Origin of the sequence: Succinatimonas hippei YIT 12066, from assembly GCF_000188195.1 — a bacterium.
Taxonomy (GTDB): domain Bacteria; phylum Pseudomonadota; class Gammaproteobacteria; order Enterobacterales; family Succinivibrionaceae; genus Succinatimonas; species Succinatimonas hippei.
Genome location: NZ_GL831039.1, coordinates 1 through 13,466, shown reverse-complemented (window position 1 = coordinate 13,466; position 13,466 = coordinate 1). Strand labels below are relative to the sequence as shown.

Below are 13,466 nucleotides of genomic sequence, written 5' to 3'. Positions count from 1 at the left end.
GTGAGCCGGATCATTATGCGTTGTCACTATAAAACTAATATTATTTATTTGAAACAAGTAAGCATATTTTGATATAATCATAAATATAATACGTATTTTATATATCTACATAAATATGTTTAATAATTATCTTAGTCATACTAAATTTGTCACGATATTTACTTTAATATTTATTAGGAACGACTAGATATGCTCGGTAATATTGTTTTTTTTCTAAAAGATGAAGGATACGGTTTCATTTTAGGCAAAAATAAAATTCGTTATTACTTTAACATCCATAATATCTATTACTCATCACCAAAAGAAAACGATGAGGTTTTATTTACGCCCAAACCGCGAACCTCTTTAAAATTAAGCCCCACAGCTGAAAATATTCATTTAGTAAAACCTTCAAATAAGCACCTATCGGCATCCCAAAAACTTTACGGCAATACTAAAAAAACACAAGAAAAATATATTGATCTCATAAAAAATACTAAAGTTCAATGTACAAAATGCGGACGTTATATGATTCCTTACATTATTTACCGAAATGACGGACTAAAACGCAGTATCTGTCCCTTCTGCGGTAAAACATACAAATATTTCAGTCCTTGTTTTATTGCAACTGCAGTTTACAAAGATCATCTTGCAAACGAAGTGATTGCACTTCGCAGATTTAGAAATGAATTCTTATCTACATTTTTTATAGGACGTATTTTTATAAAGCTTTACTACCACTACTCTCCAAATTTGGCAAAAAAGATTAAAAATTACAAAATATTACAAGCAATTTTAAAACCAATATTAAATTTGGTTGCATATATTTACAGTTAATAAATGTTAAGACACAATCAAAAAAGCAAAAGTTGCAAACAAAAAAATGATTCTATTAACCAAAAATATCTTTTAATAAAATCACATAAAAAAACATTTTTTGTTAAAAATGCTCAATATTTATATTAATAATCCTGGTTTTTTATTCATTTCAAGTAAAATATCTCCATGTATATGAATCTTGGTTACTGTTTAGTATTCCAACATTATCAGAGACAAAATACCTAAGGACGCATATATGAAAGACTTATTTGAAGTATTAAAAGAGACTTTAAACACCAGCAGCAAAGGATTAGGTAACACTGGAACCAAGAACGGAGCAACTGGTCTTTTAGGATCTGCTGCCGTTGGAGGATTACTTGCTGCACTGTTTGGTGGAAGCAAAGTATTAAAAGGCGTCGCCAAAGATACTGCAACCGTAGGAGGAGGAGCAATAGCCGGAGCTGTTGCATATAAAATTTTTCAAAAATGGGTGCAAAGCAAAAATGGAAACAGCCAAGCACAGCCTATTACTACGCAAGGCTCTAATAAAGGCATCAGTGGTGCCGGTTTTACAGATCCCAGCCATAATTTGACCGAGGAAGAAGGAGTTATTTCTGCTGGTGCAGATGATCGTGATGCTTTATTATTAATTGAAGCAATGATCTTTGCTGCAAGAGCTGACGGACATATTGATGAGCAAGAAAATGCTGCAATTTTAAAAGCAACCCAATCTTTCAGTACAGATTCAAACTTTAATGATGTCGTTCAGATTTTCCTACAAAAACCATTAGATCCAATTGATTTAGCATCCAGAATTGCAAGCTACGATCAGGGACTTGATGTTTATAGACTATCGGCATCAGTTATTTCACCTGACTCTTTTATGGAAAAAGCTTATCTTGAAGGATTAGCTAAAGCTCTCAGAATAAATGATGTAGATCGCGAAAAACTTAATCAAGAAGCTAAAGCACTACGTGAAGAATTAATGAATTAATTTTTCTCTCCCTCCTTTTAAGGGAGGGAGTTTCCTGAAAAGATAGAATGTAAAAAAGTTCCTTTTATCGAAGTGGAGGAAAATCTTTTACAATTCTTTGAAGTTCCTGATAAATTCTTTTATCTGAAATTGGTCCTTTAACACCTAGTTGCTGAGCAAAATAAGAGACCCTTAACTCTTCCAACATCCACTTAACATTTATCAAATCAAGCGGTTTGTTATCTTTGGGATAGCGAGTTTTTACGCCATTGTAACTATCTTGAAGATCCTCTAATTTTCTTAAATAAGAAAGATCTCGATTTACATCTCTTGATACCTTTTTAATTCTTTCAATTGCAGCCTCAAGGTAACGAGGTATTTCTTTCAATCGTTCAAATCCAGTATCACATATAAAACCTTTATATACTAGTCCGTCAAGCTGAGCACTAACATCTGCATAAGATCTTGCTGTATCTAAAGTAATTTTTCCTTTCAAAAAACGCTTTAACTCATGTGCTTTATACAAAATCTGTTCTACAACCCGCGCTATTTCAAGAGCAGTATCGTTTAAATCAGCTCGAACTTTATCTCTTAAAGAAATAAAAGCTTCTTCACTCCATACATTTCCGCCATTTTGCTCCATAATATAGTCAATAGACGCTAAAAACAGGTCGTGAATTAAATCTTTTACTGAACCAAGGGGTTGATAATACATTGAAAGCTTGGCTTTATTCGGCAAATGCGTCTCTAAGTACGAAGTCGGATCTTTTAAAGATAAAGCCAATAATTTACGTAAACCTGATTTCATGGCAATTTTCTGTTTATCTTGGCTTTCATAAAGCTCAAGAGCAACAGCTGAGCCTTTATCTGTCAGTGCCGGATATGCCGTTATTTCAAGCGAACCTTGTTTACTTATTTTTTCTTTTTTAATAGTTCCGAAATTCCAAATAGTCGATTCTTTAATCGGTTTATGGAGCTTTACTACTTTTTGCAACGCTTCTTTAGATAAATCCTGGAATTTTTCGCGTAATGATGCAAAACTCTTAGAAAAAGCCAATTCCTTGCCGTTTATATCTTCAACTATAAATGTCATAAACAAATGCTTAGGAATTACCGATAAGTCAAAGTCATCAGCAGATACCAACTCTCCGCCCATTCTAGTCAATTCTTTAGCAGTCTTTTCATAAATATTACCATCATACGGAGTAAGACTTTGTTCTAAAGCCAAAGCAAAATTAGGAGCAGGAATAAGATTTCTCCTTAACTTTTTCGGCAGAGAGCGAATAAGCTCTGCATAAAATTCAGAAAGGAGTCCTGGTATTTGCCAAGAAAACTCATCCGGATTAATTTTATTTATTACAGTTAGCGGAATATGTACACAAACACCGTCTTTAGGATCTGACGGATCAAAAATGTAACTTAATTTAAGTTTTAATCCGCCATGCTGCCAATTTTCAGGAAAATCAGATTCATTAACTTTATCAAAATTATCTTTTGCTAAATCTTCAAGTTGGAAATCCAAATAATGAGGGTTATTCTTTTTCTCTTTATTCCACCACTTATCAAAGTGTCTTATGGTAACAATATCTTGAGGTAACCTTTCATCATAAAAGGATTCCATGGTTTTATCATCAACCAACAAATCCCTGCGTCGAACTTTTTCTTCAACGTGCTCAATTTCACCAATAAGCTCCAAATTGTGGTCTAAAAACTCGTATTTCCTTAGAACCTCTCCTGCTACCAAGCCATCACGAATAAGAAGTTCTCGACATAATTTTCTATCAACATCCGTATACAGGACTTGACGAGCTGTAACAATGGGCAGCCCATACAAAGACAAAGACAAAGAAGCTTGAACCGCTCCGGCTTTTTTAGACCAATGCGGCTCAGCATATTTTCGTTTTATTAAATGTTCCCCAACATGCTCTGTCCACTGAGGATCTATGACAGCTACGGTTCTGGCAAAAAGCCTTGATGTTTCGCTTAATTCTGCAGCACAAATCCATTTAGGCTTTTTCTTAGCTAATTTTGACCCGGGAAAAATTACGAATTTGATTCCGCGTGCGCCAAGATATCCGTCACCTGATGACTCAAGCATCCCCAATTGAGACAATAACCCCGAAAGTACAGCTCGATGAATTGACTCATAATCTGAATCTACTTCATTAATCTTAAAATCCAATGTTTTACATGTAGCTTTTAATTGCCGATATACATCAAACCACTCACGAACACGTAAATAAGAAATGAACTCTTTTTTTAACTGTTTTTTAAAAGCTGAGGTAGATAATTCTTTTTGTAATGATGTCAGGTATTCATACAGCTTTATATAGCTTAAAAAATCTGACTTATCATCATTAAAACGACTATGAAAATTGTCTGCTGCTTCTTTTTTATCAAGAGGTCGCTCTCTTGGATCCATAACAGCAAGTCCGGAAACAATAATCAAAAGCTCTTTTACACAATGATAATATGAGGACTCAAGCAACATTCGAGCTAATCTTGGATCTGCCGGAATCTTAGATAAATACTGGCCTGTTTTACTTAGTGTAATATCATTAAAACTTTGTTTGGAAACATTTCGTATAGCTCCAAGCTCATCAAGCAGACGCATACCGTCACTTATCTGCCTATCAGATGGCGCATCAATAAAAGGGAAATTTCGGATATCACCAAGTCTTAACGCAACCATTTGTAAGATTACTGAAGCAAGATTGGTACGTAAAATTTCAGGATCCGTGTATTCAGGACGAGAGTTAAAATCATCCTCAGAATAAAGACGTACACAGATACCATCACTTACACGACCGCAGCGTCCTTTTCTTTGATTTGCGCTTGCCTGAGAAATACGCTCAATAGGTAATCTTTGTACTTTAGTTTTTGCTGAATATCGGCTAATACGAGCAAGTCCGGGATCAATAACATACTTGATTCCGGGTACCGTAAGAGAAGTCTCGGCAACATTTGTTGCAAGAACTATGCGAACACCGGTATGTTCAGTAAAAATCTTATTTTGTTCAGCTGTAGCCAAACGCGCAAACAATGGCAGAATTTCAGTATTTTTTAAATTAGATCTTCGCAAAAACGCGCTTGTTTCCATAATATCGCGTTCTCCCGGCAAAAATACTAAAACATCACCAGGACCTTCTTGCTGTAAAAATTTAAAAGCTTTTAAAATCGCATGATTTAAATCTATTATTTCGTCTTCACTTTCATCCTTAAGTTCTTCGTTTTCTTCAATTTCACGAACTAAAGGCATATAAACAACATCCACAGGGAAAGTACGACCGGAAACTTCAATAATGGGAGCATCATTAAAATGTTTTGAAAAACGCTCCGGATCTATTGTCGCTGAAGTAATGATAAGCTTTAATTCCGGACGAACTTTTAAAATTCTTTTTATGTATCCTAAAAGGAAATCAATATTTAAAGAACGTTCATGCGCCTCATCAATAATGATACAGTCATAATTTAACAGCAGGCGATCACTTGCCGTTTCAGCAAGTAAGATACCGTCGGTCATAAGTTTTATATAGGAATTATCAGATCCGAGATCTGTAAAACGCACTTTATAACCAACACTTTTACCTAATGTTTCATGCAATTCATCTGCAATACGAGCTGCTACAGCACGTGCAGCAATTCTTCTTGGCTGAGTATGTCCAATATAACCTTTAATACCTAATCCGGCCTCAAGACACATCTTGGGGATTTGTGTTGTTTTACCCGAACCGGTTTCACCGGCAATAATCACTACCTGATTAGATTTAATTGCTGAAATAATTTCATCTTTTTTTAAACTTACAGGTAAATTTTCATCAAAAGAAACCTTAGGCTTTTGCTCTATTCTTGTTTTTATTTCATTTTGCGCTTCTATAAGTTTCAATAAAAAAGTGTCTTTTTCACTGTCAAAGACACTTTTTGAACTATTTAAAAGCTTTTTCAAATCTCCTGACAAAATTCTGCGATTTTGATAGGAGATTTCATTCAATCGTTTTTGTACATCATCTAAAAATGATTTATCTATCCATCCGTTTTTTTTACTATTATTTTCTGTTTTTTTTTCAATCATGATTATTAGCGTAAGTTTCTTTTACAAGTTTAGTCAGACCGACTTTATTGACTTTATCGCCTGACATTTCAACTACAGTCAAACGCACGTCAATAAGAGAAATACTTTCACCGGTCTCAGCAAATCCGCCGATATGATAATCCATAAACTCGGATAAATTCATATCTTCTTCAAATGAAGTCAACTCAATTCCATATGCTTTTGACAGCTCATTCATTTTCTCGCTGCCGTTCAAAATGATATCTCCGGTATAGCGCTCTAAATACTTAGGCGGCTTATCTTGAGCAAATACCGAATTAAATAAAACTTCATCTGTACTATGCCCGATAACGCTTACTATATCGCCACGCTTTAACAACAGATCACCTTGGGCTTTTAAGATATGCCCGTCTCTGAATATTGCAGCAATTCTCGAACGTTTAGGGAATCTTAAGGTACGAAGAGAAACCCCCTCCATGCCTTGGCGTTTTATTTCATAATTATATAAAGCAAAATCATCAGAAACTAAAATACCCAACTCGGACTTATTAATAGGGGCATCAGAGGCCGGAGCATAGACTCTAAATAATTTTGCCGAAACAACTAAAGAAGCTCCCTGCACCAATAAAGAAAACAAAACTACAATAAAGGCTACATTAAAATAAAGCTGAGCATCAGGGACTCCTTTCATAACAGGATATATGGCTAACACAATAGGAACGGAACCTCGTATTCCGACCCATGACATAAAAGCTATTTCCTTATTGGTGTAACGTTTAAAAAAGGGTTTAACACATAAAAATACTGCAATAGGACGGGCAATAAATGCCAAAACCAATGCCAATATAATGCCAGGTACAGCATACTCAAGCATTTTATGCGGAGTTACTAACAAACCTAAGAGCAAAAATAAAGTTATCTGAGCAAGCCATGTTAATCCTTCACCTACCGGAAGAATATAACTTAAAGGTCTTATATCTTGATTACCGATAACCATTCCGATAATAAATATTGCCAAGAAGCCTGAACCGCCTAAAGATGCAGTAACAGCAAACCCACATAAGCCAATACCGAGAACCAGTAACATGTATAAGCCCGAACTGATATTAATCATTGGAATTACCAAACGAGCAAAGAAACCGAATGTTACACCAAGGAAAATGCCTATTAGGAATTGACTTAAAAAAATCATGGCAATTTGAGCCGCACCGGTTGCTTCCTGATTTACTGCAGAAATAAGTACCACAGTAAGCAAAATCGCCATAGGATCGTTTGTTGCAGATTCAATTTGCAAAGTAGAACTGATACGCTCTTTTAAATGTACTCCACCGTTTCCAAGTAAAGAAAAAACTGCTGCCGCATCAGTCGAACCGACGATAGAACCAACCAACATTGCTTCCACAATGGTCAGATCAAAAAGCAAATAAGCACCAAGTCCAGTAATTGCAGAAGTAAAAACAACACCGATAGTCGCTAATAACACCGATTCCGACGCAACAGATCTGAAAGTTCTGAAATTAGTCCGCAATCCACCATCAAGCAATATAACGGCCAACATTAAATTTGCTATAAAGTAAGCTGAAGAGTAATCGTTATAAACAATATGGAAAAAGACACCGTCTTCACCCGACAACATACCGATAGCTAAAAACAACAGCAAAATCGGTGTTCCGAAAACAGCAGAAAGTTTACTTGCTAAAATAGCAATAGTTAAAAGCAAACCTCCGATAAAAAAGACGTAATTAATGTCAATATTGGCCACTCTGATAGATTCCTGAAAAAAGATGGGAAAACAAAAACTCACATTATATTAAAGGATAAAAATGATATTTTTATGTATGTTTGATAAAAATTTTTAAAAATACCGCAAAAAATTTTTTTATTTTTTAAAATCAATTGGTTAATGATTAATATCTGATTTTACCCGTAAATTTGATCGCACCATATATAAAACCATCTGCACCCATTAACGATCATTGTTAATTTAAGTGTTTGCCCTGAAAGTTTGTCTAAGCTAAAATCTACACATATTTTTTATTGTTAAGGATTTTTCCATGTGTTCAATTTTCGGAATTTTAGACATTAAAGAGCATCCTGAAGCCTTGCGTCGCACCGCTCTTGAGATGTCTCGGCGTCAACTTCACCGCGGTCCTGACTGGGAAGGAATTTACCAAGGTGAAAAAGCTATTGTCGTCCATGAAAGATTATCTATTGTTGATCCTTCAAACGGAGCACAACCTTTATATAATGACAATCGCACTCATGTTTTAGCCGCTAACGGTGAAATTTACAATCACAAACAATTAAAAAGTGAACTTACAATTCCATACAATTTTAAAACCGGTTCCGACTGCGAAGTAATTTTAGCTTTATACGAAGAATTCAAACAAACCGGAAAGCCATTTCTTGATCGCCTTATCGGCGACTTTGCTTTCCTTATTTATGATGCAGAAGACAATACTTATTTTATTGCTCGCGATCATATGGGTATCGTACCAGTTTATGTCGGGTCCGATAATGAAGGACGCTTTTACGTTGCTTCTGAAATGAAAGCCCTAACTCCCGTATGTGATACCGTAAAAGAATTTCCTCCCGGATCTTACTTGTATTCAAAAGAAGATCGCGAATTCCATCGTTATTACAAACGCGATTGGATGGAATACGATAACGTCAAAGACAACAAAACTTCCGTTGAAGATCTGAAAAATGCTTTAATGGACAGCGTTAAGCGCCAGTTGATGTGTGACGTTCCTTACGGTGTGCTTTTGTCCGGAGGTCTTGATTCATCAGTCATTTCTGCAATTGCCAAACATTTTGCAGAAAGACGTGTTGAAGACGACGGCAAGACCGAGGCATGGTTCCCGCGACTCCATTCTTTTGCCATCGGTCTTGAAGGTGCCCCTGATCTTAAAAAAGCCCGCGTTGTTGCAGATTATCTCGGTACCGTCCACCACGAAATTCATTACACAATTGAAGAAGGCATAGATGCATTGCGTGACGTTATTTATCATATTGAAACATATGATGTCACCACTATTCGTGCCTCAACTCCTATGTACCTCATGGCTCGCTACATTAAAGCCATGGGTATCAAAATGGTATTATCAGGTGAAGGATCTGATGAAATTTTCGGCGGCTACCTCTATTTCCATAAAGCACCTAATGCCAAGGAATTCCATGAGGAACTCGTCCGTAAATTATCACAACTTCACTTATACGACTGCTTGCGTGCCAATAAGTCTTTGATGGCTTGGGGTGTGGAAGGCCGCGTGCCTTTCCTTGATAAAAAATTCCTTGATGTCGCCATGCACGTAAATCCTCAAGATAAAATGTGCCCCGGCAAAACCATCGAAAAGAAAGTTCTGCGTGAAGCTTTTGAGGGCATGCTTCCTTCTGAAGTATTGTGGAGACAAAAAGAACAGTTCTCCGACGGCGTCGGTTACTCTTGGATCGATGCTTTACGTGATTATGCTGAAAAGCAAGTTTCAGATCGTAAATTTGCCGAACGAGCAGATCGCTTCCCTGTCAATACTCCGGTTACCAAAGAAGCTTATCTCTATCGTGAAATCTTTGAAGAACTCTTTAAACTCCCTTCTGCAGTCAAGACCGTTCCTTACGGTAAGTCGGTTGCTTGTTCTACCGAAACTGCAATTGCTTGGGACGAAAAGTTCAAAAATATGGCCGATCCTTCAGGACGCGCTGTAACTGATATTCATGATAATGCTTATGAAATGGGACATAAGCTGTAATTATTTTAATGTTGGCAATAAGGCTGCCTTTGGGCAGCCTTTAATTTATTAGCGACTTTTATCTCATGGCTTTAACAGGTCTTACAAGAACTCCATATTTCCCGGTTTTAACCGCCCTATTTCCGCAAGATAATAATAGCGTTTTATTGCTATCTGCATTACTTTACTGGTGCTCCCGCTTTCGTAACAGTTCTTTCAATGAAAGAACCCATATCGGTCAATTTGCCGTGCATTTAAATCTTTCTATTGAACAAATCAAACACTCGCTTAACGAAATAAAAAAATTAAACATAATTGATGAAAAGCGAGAATTAATTGAAACAAAAAAAGATCCGTCATTAGGAAATCAAAACTCAAATAAGATAAAAGAAAATATTCTTCTTAACATTAACTATAAAAAACTCTCAGAATTATTAAAAAGCCACAATATAGATCTAAGTGCAAAAGTTCTTAAACATAGCGCAGATGACAGTTTTGACTTTTTTGCAACCATAGGAGACTATGCTCTGCCTCTTGAACAAAAACTAATAGGTTGCGCCAAAGACAAAATCTTTACAGATGTGGCTTTTGCACTTGCCAAACTTTTAGTTTATATAGCTAATCTTGAAGATGATTTTGCCTTTAAAGCATTAGCACCGGGATGGAGAATGTTAATTCAGCCGCCGGCTACTTATCAGGATATCGCATCACGCTGGCTTGGCGAAGATGATAGAGCTATAGATATTGAATTTAGCGACGGCACTTTTTTCTTGCCGGATGGAGATAAATACGGCGCCCAAGAGCATTTATGCCTGCAAAGAGGAAAAAAAGAAGAGCCGCAAATTTTAGCTGCTGCTTTTTTATTAACAGCTCAGGAATCATCACAATACCAATTACGATTTATTTCTGATTTATCTCCTGCCTTATTAGAAAAAGCCATTAATCTTGTAAATCGTGCACTAACTATTAAACCCAAACTTTTAGATATTTATTATCGAGAATTGATGTAACAAGTAAAGGAAATTACATAATGCTTAATCTTCCTAATCCTAACGACATATATACCAACGAGTGGCATACAACTGTATTTTTAAAAAACGTAATCAAAGCCCCGAATATTCATATTGGAGATTTTACCTATTATGATGACAGTATTAACGATCCTAAAGACTTTGAACAAAACCAAGTTCTCTTTAATTACCCTAGTTTCGGCGATCATTTGATTATCGGTAAATTCTGCCAAATTGCTCAAGGAACTACTTTTATTATGGGACCGGCTAATCATAGATTAAACTCAGTCACAACTTATCCTTTTAATGTTATGGGAGGAGAATGGACCAATGCTACAGCCCCTCATTTATCTGAATTACCGCACAAAGGAGATACAATAATAGGTAATGATGTCTGGATCGGTAAAAACGCTGTAATCATGCCTGGCAGCAAAATCGGTGATGGTGCTATTGTTGCCGCATATAGTGTTGTTAGCGGTAAAATTGATTCTTATACTGTCGTAGGCGGCAATCCGGCACAAAAAATAAAGAATCGGTTTGATGAAGAGCTAAAAAATCTGCTTTTACAATATAAATGGTGGAATCTACCTATAAGAAGAATTACAGAAATACTGCCTCAACTGTGTTCCGCCAATTTAGATGAAGTAAGAAAATTTATCAAACGAGAGTTGTTAAATCAAACGGCTTAATTGCATTTTTTACTATTAAAAATACAAATATCCTCTATAGATGAATAAATCAATTTTTTTTATAAAGAAAAAGAAAAACAATGTATCGCAAACCATGTTCTTCTGCTATAAAAACACCTAAAAGAGTTAATGCCAACCCAATTAAAATTTTTACAGTTACCACTTCATGCAAAATAAGAACAGAAGTTATAACAGTGATTACAGGAACAGCATAAATATAAACATCTGTTTTTACTGCACCTAAAATTTTCACAGCAAAATTCCAAGTTACAAAACATAACGCAGATGCGCCTAAGCCCAAAAAAAGGAAATTAAAATAAACTTCAGGTTTAAACAATAGATCTTGATTTAAAGAAAAATCAAAAACAAACGATAAAGGCAATATAAAAATCAAACCGTAAAAAAACACTCTACGCGTTAACAAAATTGTATTTATTCCAAACTCTCCGAGTTTTTTAGTCAATAAAGAATAAATTGCCCAAATTAAAGCAGCTAACACTGCCAAACAATCACCGATAAAATTAAATTCAACAGATTGGTTATCAAAACTTATTAGTACAACTCCGCCAAACGCTATTACACAACCGATACAAAAAGAAATACCGATTTTTTCTTTTTTCAACTTAAAAAAACGAGATAGGATAACTGTAAATAAAGGAGCCAAACAAATAAGTACACCGACATTTGAGGCCAAAGTGTAGGAAAGAGCTATATTTTCACACAAATAGTAAAGACAAATTCCGCACATTCCGGCAAATAAACAAATTAATTCTTGCTTAAAAGACATACCCTTTAAACGTCGCGGATAAATAATATATAAGGCACAATATCCCAGAAGAAAACGCACTGCCAAAATTTCTACCGGAGTAAAAAATTGCAATAATACTTTAGTAGAAATAAATGTTGTACCCCAAATTAATATAGTCAATAACACAGCCACGTGTCCTAAAACTTCTTTATTTTCCATATTTTTTATATCTATTTTTTAATAAAAATATCCCGATATATTCTGGGAGTCACACCAAAAAAAGCTTAAAATAATGAGTAAAATGACTTTGATCCGTAAAACCTGAATTTAAAGCTACATCTAATCGTCATAATGGATAAAAAAAACAGAAATAACTCTATAAAAGGCATTGGCTGTATAATAATTAACAACTAAAAAACAACAGTTCAAAATTAACTATCAATAAAACAAAAAAGCTTAACCTCTATAAAATTAATATCATAAAACTCACCTTACAGCATTAAGGAAGTAATATGGGTAGACTTGTACGTTTTTTATTAGTACTTAATATGTGGCTTGGATTTAACTACGGCGTTCTATTTAATCTTTATCAAGCACTTCCTACAAATGATCGTTTTTTATTCATGTTTGTTTATATAGTACTTATAACACTTCCTCCTTGTATCTTCTATGCATATATAACTTTTATTTATGAAAAAAACTACGTTCATTACTATGAGTTAAAAAAATTCACTCAAAAGAAGCTGCGGAGCAACACCATGCTAATTGAGACATTAATGGCAGGAGCAGGCCTTATCTACAGAGACGGCGGTTATAAGTCACCGGAATTTAACAGTAAGCTTTTGCTGCTACAAAAGCAAATAAGCTTAACAGATACGCAAATAGAACAACTAAAGAAAACTTTTCTTAATGGACAAAGTACAAATTTTCCGATTAAATCATTTATTCATCATTTAAGTTTAATAAGAAAAATATATGGGCCGCATTTTAGTTCTTGGATGTTTTTAGCTTTAATCAAATTGCTTGAAGTATCTGGACACCCCATTACCTATCAGCAATCTTTACTTAAAACCATAGAAAGAATACGAGGAGGGCTTAAGCTAAAACAAGACATATATTATCGTCTTGAAAACAACTTTTTATTATTTGACAGTAAACAAAAATCAAATTTTACAAATTACTCAAAATACACTTATTTCTATTCATTCTCAGAAACAAGCGGACTACAACAAAAGCTCAAATTAGCATATGAAATTTTAGGCTTGCCAATTAATGCATCTAGCGAAGAGGTCCGTCATCAATACCGTAAACTGGTATTTAAATACCATCCGGATCGTCTCTCTCAAGCCAAACAACAAAATCCTGAAATTTTAAAAGAAACAAAAGAAAAACTAGAAAAAATTTATTCTGCTTATCAAACTATTTGTAAATACAATCATATCCATGTCCTTAAGCATATGAAAAATTAG

9 protein-coding genes are annotated in these 13,466 nt (G+C 35.0%); 6 read left to right on the top strand and 3 right to left on the bottom strand.

Annotated features, from left to right (window positions below; all coding sequences use genetic code 11):
- Positions 1 to 189 precede the first annotated feature (189 nt).
- Positions 190 to 816 carry a CFI-box-CTERM domain-containing protein gene (locus HMPREF9444_RS07380; protein WP_009143784.1) on the top strand — a complete coding sequence of 209 codons (627 nt, stop codon included), beginning with the start codon at positions 190 to 192 and terminating at the stop codon, positions 814 to 816.
- Between the two features lie 238 nt (positions 817 to 1,054).
- A complete protein-coding gene (locus HMPREF9444_RS07375; RefSeq protein ID WP_009143783.1) occupies positions 1,055 to 1,792 on the top strand; it encodes a tellurite resistance TerB family protein in 738 nt (245 codons plus the stop codon).
- A 64-nt stretch (positions 1,793 to 1,856) separates the two neighbouring features.
- On the opposite strand, the gene hrpA is transcribed toward HMPREF9444_RS07375, so the two are convergent.
- Positions 1,857 to 5,843, bottom strand: a complete 3,987-nt coding sequence (gene hrpA / locus HMPREF9444_RS07370; RefSeq protein ID WP_009143782.1) for an ATP-dependent RNA helicase HrpA — start codon at positions 5,841 to 5,843, stop codon at positions 1,857 to 1,859.
- Entirely contained in the window at positions 5,836 to 7,584 is a 1,749-nt protein-coding gene (locus tag HMPREF9444_RS07365; protein WP_009143781.1) for a potassium/proton antiporter, read from the bottom strand. Before HMPREF9444_RS07365 ends, hrpA begins: the two co-directional genes overlap by 8 nt.
- Positions 7,585 to 7,876: 292 nt before the next feature.
- Between HMPREF9444_RS07365 and asnB the strand changes: the two genes are divergently transcribed.
- The 3 genes from asnB to HMPREF9444_RS07350 all read left to right on the top strand — a co-directional run bounded on the left by asnB (position 7,877) and on the right by HMPREF9444_RS07350 (position 11,249).
- Positions 7,877 to 9,571, top strand: coding sequence for an asparagine synthase B (asnB, locus tag HMPREF9444_RS07360; RefSeq protein WP_009143780.1), 1,695 nt, complete (start codon positions 7,877 to 7,879; stop codon positions 9,569 to 9,571).
- Between the two features lie 65 nt (positions 9,572 to 9,636).
- Complete coding sequence (locus tag HMPREF9444_RS07355; RefSeq protein ID WP_009143779.1) at positions 9,637 to 10,560, top strand: hypothetical protein; 924 nt, start codon at positions 9,637 to 9,639, stop codon at positions 10,558 to 10,560.
- 20 nt (positions 10,561 to 10,580) lie between these two features.
- Complete coding sequence (locus HMPREF9444_RS07350) at positions 10,581 to 11,249, top strand: CatB-related O-acetyltransferase (RefSeq protein ID WP_009143778.1); 669 nt, start codon at positions 10,581 to 10,583, stop codon at positions 11,247 to 11,249.
- Between the two features lie 49 nt (positions 11,250 to 11,298).
- Here the strand turns inward: HMPREF9444_RS07350 and HMPREF9444_RS07345 are convergent, their stop codons facing one another.
- On the bottom strand, positions 11,299 to 12,216 hold the full coding sequence (locus tag HMPREF9444_RS07345; RefSeq protein WP_009143777.1) for a DMT family transporter: 918 nt from the start codon (positions 12,214 to 12,216) through the stop codon (positions 11,299 to 11,301).
- Between the two features lie 293 nt (positions 12,217 to 12,509).
- On the opposite strand from HMPREF9444_RS07345, the gene HMPREF9444_RS07340 reads away from it, so the two are divergent.
- Positions 12,510 to 13,466, top strand: a complete 957-nt coding sequence (locus HMPREF9444_RS07340; protein WP_009143776.1) for a J domain-containing protein — start codon at positions 12,510 to 12,512, stop codon at positions 13,464 to 13,466.